At 65.7% G+C, this 19136-nt stretch carries 15 protein-coding genes and 1 riboswitch; of the genes, 8 read left to right on the top strand and 7 right to left on the bottom strand.

The genetic code is table 11. The features are described 5' to 3' along the window. Nucleotides 1-78 precede the first annotated feature (78 nt). Nucleotides 79-777: a glutathione S-transferase C-terminal domain-containing protein gene (locus ACVILL_RS39435; RefSeq protein ID WP_456733951.1), complete on the top strand. Its 699-nt coding sequence runs from the start codon at nucleotides 79-81 to the stop codon at nucleotides 775-777. A gap of 80 nt (nucleotides 778-857) precedes the next feature. Here ACVILL_RS39435 and ACVILL_RS39440 read toward each other — a convergent pair whose 3' ends face one another. The 4 genes from ACVILL_RS39440 to ACVILL_RS39455 form a co-directional block, all read right to left on the bottom strand. After that, entirely contained in the window at nucleotides 858-1298 is a 441-nt protein-coding gene (locus ACVILL_RS39440) for a DMT family transporter (RefSeq protein ID WP_456733952.1), read from the bottom strand. A gap of 91 nt (nucleotides 1299-1389) precedes the next feature. Further along, a complete protein-coding gene (locus ACVILL_RS39445; protein WP_456733953.1) occupies nucleotides 1390-2091 on the bottom strand; it encodes a helix-turn-helix domain-containing protein in 702 nt (233 codons plus the stop codon). Nucleotides 2092-2226: 135 nt separating this feature from the next. Next, complete coding sequence (locus tag ACVILL_RS39450) at nucleotides 2227-3144, bottom strand: MBL fold metallo-hydrolase (protein ID WP_456734466.1); 918 nt, start codon at nucleotides 3142-3144, stop codon at nucleotides 2227-2229. Nucleotides 3145-3421: 277 nt separating this feature from the next. Beyond that, a complete protein-coding gene (locus ACVILL_RS39455) occupies nucleotides 3422-4621 on the bottom strand; it encodes a TrmJ/YjtD family RNA methyltransferase (RefSeq protein WP_456733954.1) in 1200 nt (399 codons plus the stop codon). Nucleotides 4622-4959: 338 nt separating this feature from the next. On the opposite strand from ACVILL_RS39455, the gene ACVILL_RS39460 reads away from it, so the two are divergent. From ACVILL_RS39460 to ACVILL_RS39470, 3 genes are all read left to right on the top strand, one after another. Beyond that, complete coding sequence (locus ACVILL_RS39460) at nucleotides 4960-6687, top strand: alpha/beta hydrolase family protein (protein WP_456733955.1); 1728 nt, start codon at nucleotides 4960-4962, stop codon at nucleotides 6685-6687. Nucleotides 6688-6894: 207 nt separating this feature from the next. Beyond that, a complete protein-coding gene (locus ACVILL_RS39465) occupies nucleotides 6895-8109 on the top strand; it encodes an NADP-dependent isocitrate dehydrogenase (protein ID WP_456733956.1) in 1215 nt (404 codons plus the stop codon). Nucleotides 8110-8146: 37 nt separating this feature from the next. Beyond that, nucleotides 8147-8647, top strand: a complete 501-nt coding sequence (locus ACVILL_RS39470) for a DUF3455 domain-containing protein (protein WP_456733957.1) — start codon at nucleotides 8147-8149, stop codon at nucleotides 8645-8647. 57 nt (nucleotides 8648-8704) lie between these two features. Here the strand turns inward: ACVILL_RS39470 and ACVILL_RS39475 are convergent, their stop codons facing one another. Together ACVILL_RS39475 and alaS are read right to left on the bottom strand one after the other, a co-directional pair. Continuing rightward, entirely contained in the window at nucleotides 8705-9958 is a 1254-nt protein-coding gene (locus tag ACVILL_RS39475) for a cyclic nucleotide-gated ion channel (protein WP_456734467.1), read from the bottom strand. A gap of 11 nt (nucleotides 9959-9969) precedes the next feature. Then, entirely contained in the window at nucleotides 9970-12645 is a 2676-nt protein-coding gene (gene alaS, locus ACVILL_RS39480; protein ID WP_456733958.1) for an alanine--tRNA ligase, read from the bottom strand. 202 nt (nucleotides 12646-12847) lie between these two features. Then, a riboswitch (glycine riboswitch) is annotated at nucleotides 12848-12938 on the top strand. A gap of 139 nt (nucleotides 12939-13077) precedes the next feature. Between alaS and gcvT the strand changes: the two genes are divergently transcribed. The 4 genes from gcvT to ACVILL_RS39500 all read left to right on the top strand — a co-directional run bounded on the left by gcvT (nucleotide 13078) and on the right by ACVILL_RS39500 (nucleotide 18110). Further along, nucleotides 13078-14223 (top strand): glycine cleavage system aminomethyltransferase GcvT, encoded by a 1146-nt coding sequence (gene gcvT, locus ACVILL_RS39485; protein WP_456733959.1) that lies wholly within the window; start codon nucleotides 13078-13080, stop codon nucleotides 14221-14223. Nucleotides 14224-14237: 14 nt separating this feature from the next. Then, a complete protein-coding gene (gene gcvH, locus ACVILL_RS39490; RefSeq protein ID WP_076858703.1) occupies nucleotides 14238-14603 on the top strand; it encodes a glycine cleavage system protein GcvH in 366 nt (121 codons plus the stop codon). A 23-nt stretch (nucleotides 14604-14626) separates the two neighbouring features. Continuing rightward, entirely contained in the window at nucleotides 14627-17500 is a 2874-nt protein-coding gene (gcvP, locus tag ACVILL_RS39495; protein WP_456733960.1) for an aminomethyl-transferring glycine dehydrogenase, read from the top strand. Nucleotides 17501-17678: 178 nt separating this feature from the next. Continuing rightward, the gene (locus tag ACVILL_RS39500; protein ID WP_456733961.1) at nucleotides 17679-18110 is read left to right on the top strand and encodes an acyl-CoA thioesterase; all 432 of its coding nucleotides are present in this window, start codon (nucleotides 17679-17681) and stop codon (nucleotides 18108-18110) included. Between the two features lie 37 nt (nucleotides 18111-18147). On the opposite strand, the gene ACVILL_RS39505 is transcribed toward ACVILL_RS39500, so the two are convergent. Next, nucleotides 18148-18771 (bottom strand): hypothetical protein, encoded by a 624-nt coding sequence (locus tag ACVILL_RS39505; protein WP_456733962.1) that lies wholly within the window; start codon nucleotides 18769-18771, stop codon nucleotides 18148-18150. Nucleotides 18772-19136: the final 365 nt, after the last annotated feature.

A 19136-nucleotide genomic window follows, 5' to 3' on the forward strand; every position in this document is an offset into this window, starting at 1 on the left:
AGGCGGCCGTGCCTGCCTGACGTTTCCAACCGACCAATCTTGAGCTAATTTTATCCATCCTGAACGTGGCGGACCACCATGCTCACGCTCTATTCCTATCCGCCGTTGTTCGGCGTCGCCGACAACAATGGCTACGGTCTGAAGGTCTTCGCTTTTCTGAAGCTCGCCGGCGTGCCGTTCCGGCACGAACACATTTTTGATGCGTCGAAGGCGCCGCGCCAGCAGCTGCCCTATGTCGTCGACGGCGATGGCACCGTCGGCGACAGCGAGACCATCATCGCTTATGTCACGGAAAAATACGGCGTGACGCTGGATGCGGCGCTGACACCGGCGCAACGCACGACCAATCTCCTTGTCACCCGAACGCTCGACGACCTCTACTGGGTGATGTCCTATTCGCGCTGGAAGGACGAGCGCTACTGGCCCCAGTTCCGCGATGCGCTCAAGCGTGAGCATCCGGATCTCACCGACGACGGCCTGATGAAGGCCAAGGAGTTCAACGCGCAACGCTATCATTACCAGGGCATCGGCCGCTTCGAGCCCGACGCCGCGATGGCGCGCGGGCTCGCCGATCTCGCCGCCCTGGCGAGCTTGATCCCGGGGCAAGGCTGTGTGCATGGCAACAGGCCGACGACCATCGACGCGAGCATCTATGGCTTCGTGGCCAACATTTACTTCTACGACATCAACACGCCATTGAAGCAGTTCGTGGTCTCGCACGACGCTCTGGCGCAACACTGCCGTGCGATCCACGCTAGAGTTGCCGACGTCGCATAGCGATCGGCTCCAGGGCGCGAACTCATGGCATCATTGTCGTCAGCGCCGCTTCCGCGCCGGCGCCTTCGCTGGTCCGCGCGCTACGCACGGACCAGCGCGGCACCGGCGATCAGACATGCCGCACCGAGCAGCCGCACCACCGTCGCCTGGTGCTGCGGGGTGCCGAGCACGCCGAAATGGTCGAGGACCAGCGAGCAGAGCAACTGGCCCACGACCACGAGGGTCACGACGGTGGCAACACCGAGACGCGGAATCATGAACACGCTTGTAGCGATGAACGCGGCACCGAAGAAGCCGCCGGTCCATGCGATCAGGGGCGCGCGGGCCGCGGATGCCGCGCTGAACAGCGGCTCGCGCAGGACGACGAGCACGGCCGCCAATGCGATCGTTCCGCCGAGATAGCTGACAAAGGCCGACCACCAGGCGGACTGCAAGCTTCTTCCGAGATTTGCGTTCAGGAGCTGCTGGAAGCCGACGCTGCAGCCGGCGGCAACGACCAGGAGAGGCGCAAGGATGTTCATGGCGGGCCGTGACGGAGCTGTCGTTGAGTCGATGTCATGACGCCACGCTAGGCGCGCGGCCCACAGCCCGTCTGGAATGAAATCGACCGCCCTATGCCGGCATGAAGGCCGACCGGTAGACGGCCGGCGTGGCGCCATAGGCCCTGCGAAACAGCCGGCCGAAATGGCTCTGATCCGCAAAACTTGTCGCGTAGGCGACGTCAGCGACCGCGCAGCCTTGCTTGAGTTGCGCGCGGGCGCTCGCCAGCCGATGCGCGACGCGGTAGGCGGCAGGCGTCATGCCGAACTGCCGCTTGAACGCCCGGATGAAGCCGTCGGTCGAGTAGCCGAGCTGCGCGGCCATCGCACCGACATCGAGAGTCTGGTCCAGAACCTGCTCCGGCATTGCCAGCGCCGCAGTGCGCCGGCCGTCACGGTCGCTGTCCCTGCGCACCGATCCGACGGCGTCGATGATCTCGTCCGGCGATTGCGCACGCAAGCCGCGGATGGTCTGCGGCGCCACCACGCCACACACTGCCGGATGGTCGCCAGGGACATAGAGATGCGTGACGATCGACGCCGCGCTGCCCTCCGAGGCGTGCGGCAGGCCGGCCGGGATCATCACGATCTCACCGGCAAACGCACGGAATTCCCCCGATGGGGTCCGGTACCGGCGCGATCCGCAGCTGATGGCTGCGACCTGGACTTCAGAATGAAAATGCGCCGCCTGGAACATCGGCCACGTGGTTTCGAGCCGCCCCATTTCGATCGTGGTCGCGCGGTGATACGGACGATAGTTCCACAATGCGGTCATTGCCGACATCTAGGCCAATTTCAATTGACCGGAAAGTGCCGGAGCTGAAGTTCTGACACCGCGCGAACAGGGTGGTAGCGCGGGCGCGCGATGGGTGAGCACGCGCCCGGCTTTAGCTCCTGAATCAATCAGCGGTCAGTAATCCCAATACGCCGGCACCCAACGGAAAGCGTCGCCGGCGACCGCCACGTGGCCGACGGACGGGAACGGCATATGCGTGGCCACCAACAGTTCGCCGCTCTCGGCCAGTTCCCGCAACAGACGGATCCGAACCCGCGCCGCCTCCTCGGGGTCGTGCTCGAAACCGTTATGCCACTCGGGTTGATCGAAGCCGACCGTGAACACGGCGTCGCCGGCGAATGTCAGCGCCTCGCCGCCGGACGCCATGCGGACCACGCTGTGCCCGGGCGTGTGGCCGCCGGTGCGGCGAACAATCACGCCCGGCGCCACCTCGTGCTGCTCATCGAACGGCCGCAGATTGTCGCGGTACTCTTTCGCGAACCGCTTGGCGGTCGCCCGCAGCGCATCGGGGAATCCCGGCGGCATGGCGGTGTGGGAGAAATCGGGCGCCTCCCAGAATTTGACCTCGGCGGCCGCGACATGAATCCGCAGGTCCGGACGCAGCCTCTCCTTTACGCCCTCGATCAGCAGCCCGCCAACGTGGTCCATATGCATGTGGGTCAGCACCACGTCGGTCACGGCCGCAAGATCGATGCCGGCGGCTTCCAGTCGCTTGATCGTCTGGCCGGCGCGCGGCAGGTGCAGATCCGGATCGGACCCCAGCCCGGCGTCGATCAGGATGGTTTTGCCGCCGCTGCGGACCAGAACCACGTTCAGCGCCCAGTCGAACGCATCCGGCGGCAGGAACATGTCGTTCAGCCACGCCGCCCGGACCGCCGGGTCGGCGTTATGCGCCAGCATTTTGGTTGGGAGCCGCAGCACGCCATCGCTGACGACAAGCACGTCAATCTCACCGATCCGCAGCGCGTAACGCGAGGGAACCAGCTCTTCGGGCTTCGATCTGACAGCGTCTGAGGGGGTGTGTAGGTTCATGTTCGTCTCCTGCTGACCGACCACGCCGCGTTGAGGGTGGTTGCGGTAGGCTGGATTTCTAGCGAACCAGATCTGGCGCTGCCCCAGAGTGATTGTCGTCGCTATAGAGGGATTGCTGCAAGCTTGCCCGGCACGCTCTGCTTCAGAGCGGCGAAACGAGATGCAAAGCCCGGACAAAACATGTCGCGAGATCGCGAAGTTGTATCCTCATCCTCGCCTGTCATCGCCCGCGTACTCAAATCCCTTGCTTGCCCTGCGGACAAAAAAGCTGCGAGAGCTACCGCCCCTGCTGAAGGTTCCCCTCCAGTCGCGTCAACTCACCGTCGAGATCACGCTCGACATCGGCGACCAGCATGTCGACCACCCGATAGTCGCGCGTCTCGAGCCAGGCGCGGCGCTTGGCGCGGTCGGTGGCGATGGCCTCGCTCTCGTTCGCGTTGACCAGCTCGATCGCAGTCCGGTGCACGAAGGAGACGAAGTCGGGGATGTGGCGGCCGACCGGGGTCTGGCGCTTGAACTGGCCGGCGAAGCGGCGGTCTCTCGTGAGCGCCTGCCACAGGATCCGCTCGGCATCGGTCGGGTTGCGGCGGAGCAGCCGGGCGAGCCCGCGCACCGTGCTGCTACTGTCGGCGGTCGCGCCGCCCTGCCCTTGCTCGGCGAGCAGCGCCCGCAGCCTTGTGGCCTGGGCGCCGTCGAGCACGCCACCCTTGGCCGGACCCTTGCGGCCCTCGGCGATCGCCATCACCACCCCGTGCAGCGTGTGCATGTCCTGCTTGGTCGGATCCATCCTCGTAAAGATGTTGCGCAGGTTCACCAGCATGGTGTCGCGCTTCTCGGCCGGCCGCAGGAACTCGACCTTGTCGAGCTCGGCGACGAGGTTGTCGAAGAACGCCTGCATCTGGTGCTGGGAGGCCGGCTCGGACCGCTCGGGCATCGCGAACGGCAGCGCGCCGGCGGTCGAGAGCTTGAACCACTCGTAGCCCGTCAGGAGCACCGCCTGCGCCAGATTGAGCGAGGCGAAGCCCGGGTTGACCGGGAAGGTGATGATGCGGTTGGCGAGCGCGACCTCCTCATTGGTGAGGCCGGAGCGCTCCCGTCCGAACAGGATGCCGGCGCCGCCACCGGCCGCAACATGGCCGACGATCTCGCCGGCCGCGCGTTCCGGCCCGACCACCGGCTTGGCCTGGTCGTGGGCGCGGGCGGTGGTCGCGAATACCAGCGTGAGGTCGGCGATCGCCTGCTCGACCGTGTCGAACAGCTCGACGGAACCGATGATGTGGTCGGCGCCGGCGGCGGCGCGCTGGGCGGCAATGTTCGGCCAGCCATCGCGCGGGTTGACGATGCGCATCCGCGTCAGCGCGAAATTGCCCATCGCGCGCGCGGCCATGCCGATGTTCTCGCCAAGCTGCGGCTCGACCAGGATGACGACGGGACCGGCAAGGTCGTGCCCTGCCTTGGTCTTGTCGGTGCCGGACATCTCACTTCACTTTCTGATTCAACGTCTGAAGATTTTGAATCAGCTTCCGAAGCGCCTGATTCAAAATCTCATCTGGAAGCCCAAGAGCGGCCCAGAAGCAGCATCCACCAGCTTTGCACCGGTTTTGCGTGGGCCATTTTCTCCAAGGAGATAACAGGGTTAGCGGCGTTTGCGAATCCTCAATCAGAATCGCGGCCGCTCGGGTCGAAGGCTGCCGCTTGCGCGCGCTTCGCCTTCGGATAGGCTATCAACCACAACCAAAGCGAAGCTGTAAAGGCACGCTTGAGACGCCGGTTGAACGGCGAGGCACTTGGGTCGAAGCACATTGGGGGACGACCATGCGGGGCAGATGGACGCTGGCTATTTTGGGCCTGATTTTGATCGTGGCGGGGGGCCTGCTCGCCCACCTCACGCAGACCGCAGGCGGCATCCGGATCGAGGATGTCAGGTTCAAGGGCGCCAAGGGCAACACCATGAGCGCCCTGCTCTACATCCCGCCGAACGCTACGCCGCAGATCCCGGCGCCCGGTATCCTCGCCGTCCACGGCTACATCAATTCGCGCGAGACCCAGGACGGCTTCGCCATCGAATTCGCCCGCCGCGGCTATGTCGTGCTGGCGCTCGACCAGACCGGCCACGGCTACAGCGACCCGCCCTCCTTCGCCAACGGCTTCGGCGGCCCCGACGGGCTTGCCTATCTCCGCAGCCTCCAATTCGTCGACAAGGAGAATATCGGGCTCGAGGGCCATTCGATGGGCGGCTGGACCGTGCTCGCCGCAGCTGCCGCGATGCCCAACGACTACAAATCGCTGGTGCTGGAAGGCTCGTCCACGGGCAAGCCGTTCGCCGCCGAGGGCACGGCCACCTGGCCGCGCAACACCGCGCTGGTGTTCGCCCAGTATGAGGAATTCCCCGAGCTGATGTGGGGCGTCGAGTTGGCCCGCGACGTCACCAAGAGCCCGAAACTCCAGGCCCTGTTCGGCACCCAAGGCGCGGTCGAGCCGGGCAAGGTCTATGGCGATCCGGCCAACGGCACCGCGCGGGTACTGTACACCCCCGCGGTGACCCATCCGGCCGAGCACATCTCGCATGAGGCGATCGGCTACAGCCTCGACTGGTTCGCCAAGACATTGAAGGGCGGCACCCCGCGCCCGGTCAACGACCAGATCTGGTTCCGTAAGGAGATCGGCACGCTCATCGCCCTGATCGGTTTCATTGCCCTCATCATCGGAACGTTCGACGGACTGCTGGAAGCCAGGATGTTCTCCCGCCTGCGGCTGCCGGCGATTACCGACGGCACCATGCCGCCGCATGAGGCAACCAAGGGCCGGCGCTGGACCACGGCGTTCATCCTGTCCGCCTTCATCCCGGCGCTGACCTATTATCCAGCCTTTGCGCTGGGCGGCACTTTCGTGACCCCGAGCGCATTCCTGCCGCAGGGCATCACCAACCAGATCCTGGTCTGGGCCGTCGTCAACGGGCTGATCACGCTGGCCCTGATGTGGTTCGCCCCGAAGCGCACCACGCGGAGCGGGCTGGTCGGTCAATCCGTCGTGATCGCGGTGGCCTCGGTTGCAGTGGGCTACGCGGCACTCTGGCTCGCCGACCTCGCGTTCAAGATCGACTTCAGGTTCTGGATCGTCGCACTCAAGTTGATGAGCGCGAAGCAATTCCTTATCTTCCTGATCTATCTGATTCCGTTCACGGCGTTTTTCGTCGTGGCGCTGCACGTGCTGCACCGGAATTTCTCGACCATGAGCGCGCCGCGCGGGGCGCTCTATCTGACCAACATCCTGGCGCTGACATCAGGCTTCATCGTGCTGCTGGTGCTGCAATACGGCACGCTGTGGCTCACGGGTAAGCTGTGCAACCCGCTGCCGGACCCCGGTTTCGTGCCGCTGTCGACCATCGTCGCGATCCAGTTCGTGCCGCTCTTGGCGATCATCGCGGTGATCGCGACCTTCACCTGGCGGCGCACCGGATCGAGCCTGCCCGGCGCCCTGATCTCGGGCCTGGTCGTGACCTGGTACATCGTGGCCGGGACCGCGACGCAGGTGCCATTCTAGAGGGGGTCTCTAGAGGGGAGCGCGTGAAGGAAAGCTGCCCGGGACAAGGATCGCGGGCCGCCGTCAGAATGGCGGTTCTCGATGAAAAGATGGGCTGAAAGTGCATACCCGGTCCGCTTCCGCCCGCCCCCGGGCGGTGCTATAGCGCAGGCGTATTTTCCACCCCCGCCGTCAAAAGCGCGCCGTTCCCAAGAGGGCCTCCCCGTCATGGCAAAAATCAAGGTATCCAACCCCGTCGTCGAGCTCGATGGCGACGAGATGACCCGGATCATCTGGCAGTACATCAAGGACAAGCTGATCAACCCGTTCCTGGATGTCGAACTGCTCTATTTCGATCTGGGCATGGAATACCGCGACGAAACCAATGACCAGGTGACCATCGACGCGGCCGAGGCCATCAAGAAGGTCGGCGTCGGCGTCAAATGCGCCACCATCACCCCCGACGAGGCCCGGGTGAAGGAGTTCGGCCTGAAGCAGATGTGGAAGTCGCCGAACGGCACCATCCGCAACATCCTCGGCGGCGTGATCTTCCGCGAGCCGATCATCTGCAAGAACGTGCCGCGCCTGGTTCCCGGCTGGACCAAGCCGATCATCATCGGCCGCCACGCCTATGGCGACCAGTACCGCGCCACCGACATCAAGTTCCCGGGCAAGGGCACGCTGTCGCTGAAGTTCGTCGGCGAGGACGGCACCGTGATCGAGAAGGAAGTGTTCAAGGCGCCCGGCGCCGGCGTCGCGATGGAGATGTACAATCTCGACGACTCGATCGTCGACTTTGCCCGCGCCTCGTTCAACTACGGCCTGATGCGCAACTATCCGGTCTATCTCTCGACCAAGAACACGATTCTGAAGGTCTATGACGGCCGCTTCAAGGACATCTTCCAGGAGGTGTTCGACCGCGAGTTCAAGAAGGAATTCGACGCCAAGGGCCTGACCTACGAGCACCGCCTGATCGACGACATGGTGGCCTCGGCGCTGAAATGGTCCGGCGGCTACGTCTGGGCCTGCAAGAACTACGACGGCGACGTGCAGTCCGACACCGTGGCCCAGGGTTACGGCTCGCTCGGCCTGATGACCTCGGTGCTGCTGACCCCGGACGGCAAGACGGTGGAAGCGGAGGCCGCCCACGGCACCGTGACCCGCCACTACCGCGAGCACCAGAAGGGCAAGGAGACCTCGACCAACTCGATCGCGTCGATCTTCGCCTGGACCCGTGGCCTCGCCCATCGCGCCAAGCTCGACAACAACCCGGAACTGGCGAAGTTCGCCTCCACCCTGGAGAAGGTCTGCGTCGCGACCGTCGAGGACGGCTACATGACCAAGGACCTCGCGCTCCTGGTCGGCGCCGATCAGCGCTGGCTCTCGACCACCGGATTCCTCGACAAGGTGTCCGACAACCTCGTGAAGGCGATAGCGGCCTGACGGCTGCCATCTTGGAATGACAGGTGCGAGCGTGACCATGGCCCTTGTCAGAGGCATTGCGCTCGCATCGTTCTTGCTCACGGGGTCGGCGGCGTCAGCTGCCGGTCCCCTGCCCGACGCCGTCACGGCGCCCGGCGAGTCCCCTGTTCTGACCGTCCATGCAGAGGGCGCCCAGGTCTATGAGTGCAAGCCGGTCACCGACGGCAAGCTCGCCTGGTCGTTCCGCGAACCGGTCGCCACCCTGATCGCCGATGGCCGCACCGTCGGCCGGCACTATGCCGGTCCGAACTGGGAGCATGTCGACGGCAGCGCCGTGACCGCCCGCACCGCCGGCAGCGCACCCGGCACCACCGCGGCCGACATTCCCTGGCTCAAGCTGGAGGTGATCTCCCATCGCGGCAACGGCCAGCTGTCCGGCGTCGCCACCGTGCAGCGGATCAACACCTCGGGCGGCGAGCTCAGCGGCGCCTGCGACAAGGCCGGTGCGTTGAAGAGCGCGGCGTACTCGGCGGATTACGTGTTCCTGCGCCGCGACTAGGCCAAGGCGTTTCCGAGCGAAGCGGGTACCGGTTCGCGTGATGAAAGCACCTCAAGACTAGTCGCGGATACCGCCGTCGGTCTCGCCCGGCGGCCCCTGGGTGATCTCGCCGGCGGCAAGGTCGCCGCCGGCCGTGAGCGGATCGGCAAGCCGCCCCTCCGCCGTCTCCCGGACATGCGCGGCGAGCGCCGGCATGCGCTCGATCAGGGCATGGAAGTCCTGGGCATCGAGCACCAGCAGCTTGGTCTTCCGCGTCGCCGTCACCGTGCCGGAGCGATTGGTCCGCCGCAGCAGCGCGATCTCGCCGAAGAACGTGCCGTCGGCGAGCCGGACGCGCTGGCTCGGCAGGTCGATCTCGACCTCGCCCGCGGTAATGAAATACATCGATGACGCCGCATCACCGCGCCGCACCAAGACCTCGCCGGCCTCGATGGTCTGCGACCGCAACAGGCGCATGATGTCGGCGATATCGGCAGCGTTTAGATGCGAGAACAGCGGCACCCGCGCCAGCATGCCCCAGGTCACGACGAAGTCGCGGCGCCGCACCTCGTCGGCGAATGCGGTCGAGATGATCGCGACCGGCAGCGCGATCATCGCGAAGCCGACCACGATCGCAACCACAGTGACGATCCGCCCGAGCGGCGTTACAGGGACGACGTCGCCGTAACCGACGGTGCCGAGCGTCACGATCGCCCACCACATCGCCTGCGGCATGGTGCCGAACTTGTCCGGCTGCACCTTGTGCTCGATGGCATAGAGCAGCGCGGCGAACAGCAGGACCGCGCCGGTCAGGATCACCACGCAGCCGAACAGCGTACGCCGCTCGGCATGCAGGGCTGCGAGCAGCGAGCGCATCGCGGTCGAGTAGCGCACCAGCTTCAGGAACGGCAGCATGCCGAACAGCACCAGCGCGGTCTTGTCGCCGATCGAAAGCACGATCGCTGACGGCAGAAAGGCGAGCAGGTCGATCACGCCGAGCGCGGAAAAGGCGTATTCGAGCCGCGCCTGCAACGGCGTCATGTCGCGCAAGGAGTGGCCGACCACGCTCCAGAGCCGCGCGGCATATTCCAGCGCGAAGGCGACGACCGCCGCGATTTCGACCGTGGTCAGCAGCCATCCGAACTGCGCGTCGATCTCGGGTACTGAGGCGAAGATCGCCGCCAGCACGTCGACGGCGATGATCGCGACGATGATCCCGGCAAACCGCGAGCCGCCCGAATGCGGCAGATCATCGCGCTCGAGCAGCTCGTAGAGACGGTCGCGCAGCCCGGGATCGCTGATCGTGGGCTTGAGCGGAGCCGTCGCCACGATCAGCCTCTCCGTCAGGCGGCGCCGGCCATTGCTTGTTCAATTGCGGACAGCGCGGCGTCCGCCTTGGCGCCGTCGGGCCCGCCGGCCTGCGCCATGTCGGGCCGGCCGCCGCCGCCCTTGCCGCCGAGCACCTCGGAGCCCCTGCGCACCAGCTCGACCGCATTGAAGCGTGAGGTCAGATCGGCGGTGACGCCGACCACAATGCCGGCCTTGCCGTCCTCGGTGACCCCGACGATCGCGACCACGCCGGAGCCGATCTGCTTCTTGCCGTCGTCGACGAGGCTCTTCAGATCCTTGGTCTCGACGCCCTCGACCGCGCGCGCGAGCAGCTTGACGTTGCCGACTTCGCGAACGGCTGAGGCTGCGCCGTTCGACGCACCGCCGCCGCCCATCGCGAGCTTCTTGCGGGCGTCAGACAGGTCGCGCTCGAGCTTCTTGCGCTCCTCCATCAGGGCGGCGATGCGCGCCGGCACGTCGTCGATCGTGGTGCGCAGCTCCAGCGCCGCGGTCTTGGCCAGTGCGATGGTGTCGTTGGCGTGCTTGCGCGCGTGATGCCCGGTCAGCGCCTCGATGCGGCGCACGCCGGACGCCACCGCGCCCTCGCTGGTCACCGAGATCATGCCGATGTCGCCGGTGCGGCGCACATGGGTGCCGCCGCAGAGCTCGACCGACCAGCCGAGCGCGTTCTGGCCGTGATCGCGGACGCCCCTGCCCATCGACACGACGCGGACCTCGTCGCCGTACTTCTCGCCGAACAGCGCGCGGGCGCCGGCCTCCCGGGCATCGTCGACGCCCATGATGCGGGTGGTGACCTCGTCATTTTCCAGCACGACATCGTTGGCGATGTCCTCGATCCGAGCGAGCTCTTCCGGCGTGATCTGCTTCGGATGCACGAAGTCGAAGCGCAGCCGGTCAGGCGTGACCAGCGAGCCGCGCTGGGCAATGTGATCGCCGAGCACCTGGCGCAGCGCCTCGTGCAACAGATGCGTCGCCGAATGGTTAGCGCGGATCGACGAACGCCTGGTGTGGTCGACCTCGAGCTGCAGCGCCGTGCCGACACTCAGCGTACCCTGCTCCACTTGGCCTAGATGCACGAACAGATCGCCGGCCTTCTTCTGCGTGTCGGTGACGCGGAACTTGACGCCCTCGCCGGTGAGGACACCGATGTCGCCGACCTGGCCCCCGGACTCGCCGTAGAACGGGGTCTGGTTCAGCACGATCGCGCCGCTCTCGCCGGCCTTCAGGCTCTCGACTTCGGCGCCATCCTTGATCAGCGCCGTCACCGCGCCTTCCGCGCTTTCGGTCTCGTAGCCGAGGAATTCGGTCGCGCCGAGCTTCTCGCGCAGCGGGAACCAGATCGCCTCGCTCGCCGCCTCGCCGGAGCCCGCCCAGGAGGCGCGCGCCTTGACGCGCTGCCGCTCCATCGCGTCGGTGAACGAAGCCTGGTCGACGCTGATGCCGCGCGACTTCAGCGCGTCCTGCGTCAGGTCCAGCGGGAAGCCGTAGGTGTCGTACAGCGTGAAGGCGGTGTCGCCGTCGAACATGTCGCCCTTCTTGAGGCCGGCGCTCTTCTCATCCAGAATCGAAAGACCGCGCGCCAGCGTCTTGCGGAAGCGCGCCTCCTCCAGCCGCAGCGTCTCCTCGATCAGCTTCTCCGCGCGCACCAGGTCCGGATAGGCCTGGCCCATCTCGCGGACCAGCGCCCAGACCAGGCGATGCATCAGCGGCTCGCTTGCACCCAGCAGCTGCGCATGGCGCATCGCACGGCGCATGATCCGGCGCAGCACATAGCCGCGGCCCTCGTTCGACGGCAGCACGCCGTCGGTGATCAGGAACGCCGACGAGCGCAGATGGTCCGCGATGACCCGGTACGATCCAACGTTCTGCTCGTTCGGACCGTGCCCGAGGGTCGACGCGGCGGCATCGATCAGGTTGCGGAACAGATCGGTCTCGAACACGCTCTCGACGCCCTGCAGGATGCAGGCCATGCGCTCCAGGCCCATGCCGGTGTCGATCGAGGGACGCGGCAGCGCCACGCGCTCCTCCTTCGTCACCTGCTCGTACTGCATGAACACCAGGTTCCAGAATTCGAGGAAGCGATCGCCGTCCTCTTCCGGGGTGCCCGGAGGTCCGCCCCAGATGTGCTCGCCGCGGTCGATGAAGATCTCGGAACATGGTCCGCACGGGCCGGTATCGCCCATCGCCCAGAAATTATCCGAGGTCGCGATGCGGATGATGCGGTCGTCCGAGAAGCCCGCGATCTTCTTCCAGTAGCCGGCCGCCTCGTCGTCGGTGTGGTAGACGGTGACGAGCAGCTTGTCCTTCTTGAGCCCGAAATCCTTGGTGATCAGATTCCAGGCGAGCTCGATCGCGCGCTCCTTGAAGTAGTCGCCGAACGAGAAGTTGCCGAGCATCTCGAAGAAGGTGAGATGGCGCGCGGTGTAGCCGACATTGTCGAGGTCGTTATGCTTGCCGCCGGCGCGCACGCATTTCTGCGACGTCGTGGCGCGCTGATAGCCGCGCTTCTCGACGCCGGTGAAGACGTTCTTGAACTGCACCATGCCGGCATTGGTGAACATCAGGGTCGGGTCGTTGCGCGGAACCAGCGGCGACGAGGCCACGATCTCGTGGCCGTTCTCCTTGAAGAAGTTCAGAAATGTCGACCTGATGTCGTTGACGCTGCTCATGTTCATCCAATCGGAAAAAGGGGCCGGCCAGCCGCAAAAAGGCGTCATTTTCCGGCCGAACGCTTTTAGACATTGCCAGCTGCGGTGTCCAGAAACTGTGCAGCCGGATCATGGGCTTGCCGCGGCAGCACAAAGCCCCGTGGGATAGTCGCTGCAGCTGCGTTGACAGTCTTGGTGGCGCCGTGTTTTCTACCTACGTATACCCCGTCACGTCGGGAGAGACCGGCCTTACCGCCGGCGCCGAAGGAGCAACCGCCCCGGAAACTCTCAGGCAAAAGGACCGCGTGACGTCTGACATCTGGAAAGAGGCGCTGGGGTCTTCCCCGATGCGTCCGCCGACGGGATAATACTCTCAGGCACAGCGACAGATGGGGCTTTCTGCAGGTTTCTCAAGGGGAAATAGGTCCCCGCGGGAACCGCGAGGGCCTTGTGATGCTTGCGCACGAAAACTCCCAGCTGAAACAGACCCCGCTGCACGCGCTGCATCTGGCACGCGGAGCCAAGATGGTGCCGTTCGCCGGCTACGACATGCCGGTGCAATACACCGCCGGCGTGCTGAAGGAGCATCTGCACACCCGCAAGGCAGCCGGCCTGTTCGACGTGTCCCACATGGGACAGCTCGTGCTGAAGGCCAGATCCGGCAAGGTCGCCGACGCCGCGCTCGCGCTGGAAGGGCTTGTGCCGCAGGACATTGTCGGCATCGCGCCGGGACGGCAGCGCTACGCGCAATTCACCAACAATGACGGCGGCCTGCTCGACGACCTGATGGTGGCGAATTTCGGCGACCACCTGTTCCTGGTGGTCAACGCCGCCTGCAAGGCCGAGGACGAGGCGCATCTGCGCGCGAATCTCTCGGATGCCTGCGAGATCGTGTCGCTGGCCGACCGCGCGCTGATCGCGCTGCAGGGCCCGAAAGCCGAAGCGGCACTGGCGAAACTTTGTGCAGATGTCGGTTCGATGAAATTCATGGACGCCGGCCCGCGCCGTGTCGCCGATATCGACTGCTTCGTCTCGCGCTCCGGCTATACTGGCGAGGACGGCTTTGAGATTTCGGTGCCTGCCGACAAGGCGGAAGCGCTGGTCACCGCGCTGCTCGACGATCCTGATGTGCTGCCGATCGGGCTTGGCGCGCGCGACAGCCTGCGGCTCGAAGCCGGGCTTTGTCTTTACGGCCACGACATCGACACCACGACGACGCCGGTCGAGGGCGCGCTGGAATGGTCGGTGCAGAAGGTCCGCCGTAGCGGCGGCGCCCGCGCCGGCGGCTTCCCGGGCGCCGACAAGATCCTCACCCAATTCGCGCAGGGCGCCTCGCGTCGCCGCGTCGGTCTCAGGCCGGAGGGCCGTGCGCCGGTGCGCGAAGGTGCCGGCCTGTTTGCCGATCCGACCTCGACCGAACAGATCGGCACCGTGACCTCGGGCGGCTTCGGCCCGAGCCTCAATGCACCGGTTGCGATGGGCTACCTGCCCACGTCCCTTTCCGCTCTCGACACCACCGTTTTCGCCGAGGTGCGCGGCCAGCGGCTGCCGCTGAAAGTCGCCGCCACGCCCTTCGTCCCCAATACCTACAAACGCTAAACGCGAGGATCTCCATGACGACGCTGTATACGTCCGACCACGAATGGCTCCGCATCGAGGGCGACGTCGCCACGATCGGGATCACCGACTACGCACAATCGCAGCTCGGCGACGTCGTGTTCGTCGAACTGCCCAAGGTCGGCCGCAGCCTGAAGAAGGCCGAGGCCGCCGCCGTCGTCGAATCCGTCAAGGCCGCCTCCGACGTCTATGCGCCGATCACCGGCGAGGTGGTCGAGGTCAACGAGGCGCTCGCCGCCGAGCCCGCTTTGGTCAATTCGGATGCCGGCGGCAAGGCCTGGTTCTTCAAGCTGAAGATTGCCGACAAGGGCGAGCTCGGCGGCCTGATGGACGAGGCCGCTTACGCCGCGCACACCGCCTAAAGGATTATCCCGAGGATCAACCGATGAACGCGCCCTTCAAGCCGATCAACGAAGCCGCCACCGATTTCGTCCGCCGACATGTCGGACCGTCACCGCGCGACGTCAACGCGATGCTGGAGACGGTCGGCGCCGCGAGCCTGCAGGCGCTGATGAACGAGACGCTGCCGGCGTCGATCCGCCAGAAGGCGCCGCTCGATCTCGGCCGCGCGCTGAGCGAGACCGAGGCGCTCGCGCATATGGGCGAGCTCGCTGCGCAGAACCAGGTGTTCACGTCGCTGATCGGCCAAGGCTATTCCGGCACCATCCTGCCCGCGGTAATCCAGCGCAACATCCTGGAGAACCCGGCCTGGTACACGGCGTACACGCCGTATCAGCCGGAGATCAGCCAGGGCCGACTCGAAGCCCTGTTCAACTTCCAGACCATGATCTGCGACCTCACCGGGCTCGACGTCGCCAACGCCTCGCTGCTCGACGAGGCGACCGCGGCGGCCGAAGCGATGGCGCTCGCCGAGCGCCACTCGCAGGTGAAGGCCAAGGTGTTCTTCGTCGACAAGGAGGTACATCCGCAGACGCTGGCGGTGATGCGCACGCGCGCAGCCCCCTTGGGCTGGGCGCTGCTGGTCGGCGATCCCCTGACCGAGCTCGACAACGCCGACGTGCTCGGCGCGCTGCTGCAGTATCCCGGAACGTCGGGCGCGGTGCGCGACCTCCGTCCGGCGATCGCATCGCTGCGCGCCAAGGGGGCGCTTGCGATCGTGGCCGCAGACCTGCTGTCGCTGACGCTGCTTGCCTCGCCTGGCGAGCTCGGCGCCGACATCGCGGTCGGCTCGGCGCAGCGGCTCGGCGTGCCGATGGGTTACGGCGGACCGCACGCCGCCTACATGGCGGTGCGCGACACGCTGAAGCGCTCGCTGCCCGGCCGCATCGTCGGCCTCTCGGTGGATTCACGCGGCGCGCCGGCCTATCGCCTCGCGCTGCAGACCCGCGAGCAGCATATCCGCCGCGAGAAGGCGACCTCCAACATCTGCACCGCGCAGGTGCTGCTCGCGGTGATCGCCTCGATGTATGCGGTCTATCACGGACCCGAGGGCCTCACCCACATCGCGCGCAGCGTGCATCGCCGCGCCACCGTGCTCGCCGCAGGCCTGCGCAAGCTCGGCTTCGCGCCGACCAGCGAGGCCTTCTTCGATACCGTGACGGTCGAGGCCGGCGCGAAGCAGATCGAGATCCTCTCCCGCGCGCAGACGGAGCGGATCAATCTGCGCATCGGCACAACCACGCTCGGCATCGCGCTCGACGAGACCACGACGCCGGAGACTGTGGAAGCTGTGTGGCGCGTGTTCGGCGGCAAGCTCAGCTATGCCGAGATCGAGGCGGCCGCACGCGAGGCGCTGCCGAAGGAGCTGCGGCGCACCAGCGCCTTCCTCACCCATCCGGTGTTCAACACGCATCGTTCTGAGACCGAACTCTTGCGCTACATGCGCAAGCTCAACGATCGCGACCTCGCGCTCGACCGCGCGATGATCCCGCTCGGCTCCTGTACGATGAAGCTCAACGCCACTACCGAGATGATCCCGCTGACCTGGCCGGCGTTCGGCAATCTGCATCCGTTCGCGCCGTCCGATCAGGCCAAGGGCTATCACGCGCTGTTCAAGCGGCTGGAGCAGTGGCTGTGCGACATCACCGGCTATGACGCGGTTTCGCTGCAACCGAACTCCGGCGCGCAGGGCGAATATGCCGGACTGCTTGCGATCCGGGGTTACCATCTCGCGCGCGGTGAACCACACCGCAAGATGTGCCTCATCCCCTCCTCCGCGCATGGCACCAACCCGGCCTCGGCCGCGATGGTCGGCATGGACGTCGTGGTTGTCGCGTGCGACGCGCGCGGCGACGTCGACGTCAATGATCTTCGCGCCAAGGCGGAGAAGCACTCGGCCAATCTCGCCGCCGTGATGATCACCTATCCGTCGACCCACGGCGTGTTCGAGGAGCATATCAGCGAGATCTGCGACATCGTGCATGCGCATGGCGGACAGGTCTATCTCGACGGCGCCAACATGAACGCGCAGGTCGGGCTCTCGCGGCCCGGCGATTACGGCGCCGATGTCAGCCACCTCAACCTGCACAAGACGTTCTGCATCCCGCATGGCGGCGGCGGCCCCGGTATGGGCCCGATCGGCGTCAAGGCGCACCTCGCGCCCTATCTGCCGGGCCATCCCGCGACCGACGGCGCGACGGCGCATGCGATCGGCCCGGTGTCGGCCGCGCCGTTCGGCTCGGCGTCGATCCTGACCATCTCCTACATCTACATCCTGATGATGGGCGGCGAAGGCCTGACGCGCGCCACCGAGGTTGCGATCCTCAACGCCAACTACATTGCCGCGCGGCTGCAGCCGCACTTTCCGGTGCTGTACCGCAACGAGCGCGGCCGCGTCGCGCATGAGTGCATCATCGACCCGCGGGCGCTGAAGACGACCAGCGGCGTCACGGTGGACGACATCGCCAAGCGGCTGATCGACTACGGCTTCCATGCGCCGACCATGAGCTTCCCGGTGGCCGGCACGCTGATGATCGAGCCGACGGAATCGGAATCGAAGTTCGAGATCGACCGCTTCTGCGACGCCATGATCGCGATCCGCAACGAGATCGCTGACATCGAGAAGGGCCGCTGGAAGGTCGAGGTCTCGCCGCTGCGCCACGCCCCGCACACCGTGCACGACATCGCCGACGATGTGTGGGACCGGGCCTACACCCGCGCCGAGGGCTGCTTCCCCGCGGGCGTGTCGCGGTCTGACAAATACTGGAGCCCGGTCGGCCGCGTCGACAATGTCTATGGCGACCGCAACCTGGTGTGCTCGTGCCCGCCGGTCGAGGATTACGCGGAGGCCGCGGAATAAAGGCGCCAGTGTTGCAGCTACGTGGGGGTTGCGTCTCTGACGCCTGATTCACTCGGTGTCATTCCGGGGCTCGCGAAGCGAAAACCCGGAATCTCGATCCACGACCTCTGGATTCCGGGCTCGCGACTTCGTCGCGCCCCGGAATGACGGACTGGTCCGGCCCGCGGCAGGAGGATTCATGCGCGAGGAATTCTGGTTTCATTTCCCGTTTCGGGTCCGCTATTCCGAGGTCGATGCGCAGGCCGTGGTGTTCAACGCCCACTACCTGACCTATTTCGACACCGCGATCACAGAATATTTCCGCGCGCTCGGCTACGACTATCTCGGCGAGGTGGCGCGGACCGGCATCGACTTCCACACCGTGAAGTCGGTGGTCGAGTACAAGGCGCCGATCCGGTTCGACGAGGACATCGAGGTCTGCGTGCGGGTCGCCAAGATCGGCCGTTCCTCGATCAATCTCGCGCTCGCGATCTTCGCCAAGGGCTCCGACGACCTGCGCGCCACCGGCGAGATCATCTGGGTCGCGACCGACCAGACAACCCATCAATCGGTCGCGGTGACCGAGGATTTGCGGGCGCTGGTCGCGAGCCGGGAAGAGGCGCTGGCGTAGAGAGGAGCGACGCCTGCTGGCATCCCGCGAACAGGCCTTACGGCGCGATCAGGGTGCGGCCTCTCGCGTCCCAACGCCAGAGCCGATCGTTGGTCAACTCCGTTCCACCCCACCAGCGATGGATCGGGTTGTACTGGCTGAAGTCGAGTTCGCCATCCAGCACCTCCTGGCCAAAATCAGTGACCGACAGCCGACTGAACATTCGCTCTTGATGTGCCTTCGAATTGTCCACCGCAACGCGCTCTGCAGGCAATCCAGCAAGGACAGGCGATCGACAATATGCGAGCCCATCCAGCACCAGGTCCGCTTCCTGAAAACCGAACACGCCGCGTTCCCTGTACAGATCACTTGTGATGGGCCCCGGCTTGGTCTCGCCTTCAGCGACGAGCTCCAGCATCCGCAATTCGGTCGCGCCAAGGCCGGTTTCCCGTCCGGGAAGCTCCTCAAACAGTGCGATGAGCGCCGCGCGGAGCTGCGGTATGACCGACAGGTCTGCCATCAGGAGGTCGAAGCAGGGCTGCGGTGTGGATGCGTGATAGGCGCTCCAGGCGCGGCTGGCCAGTTCCAAGCGCTGATCCGTCACCGTGAGTTTCGGCAATCGCCATTGTGCCAGGCCTGCACCTCCACCTGCGGCGACGATCTCGACATCCGTCTGGACCACCACGAGCTTCGACAGGATACGCCGGTGAGGACGCAGAAAGTCGAGCAGCCAGACCAGGACTAGCTGGTCGTTCGGACGGGGATCGGCCAGAGCTCGATGCTGCTGCAGCGATCGCAGAATTCGAGCAGACTGAGAGAATGATCGCCTACCGGGGCGAGGTGTTTCCGGCTTGCGACGTCGAGCCAATGCGTGCCGAAGTCATGATGTTCGGCGGACCGTCGTTGCAACGAGCTCGCAAGCTCGGCGCGAGACGGCAGCGGTCCCAAACGAAGCGCTGCCTGAAGCCAATCGCGATATCGGCCAGCCCTGCCCGTCTGAGCATGATGCCTGCAAGATCGCTCGTCGCAAGGATCAGACGTGTCATA

It is taken from the genome of Bradyrhizobium sp. USDA 3364 (genome assembly GCF_054056355.1).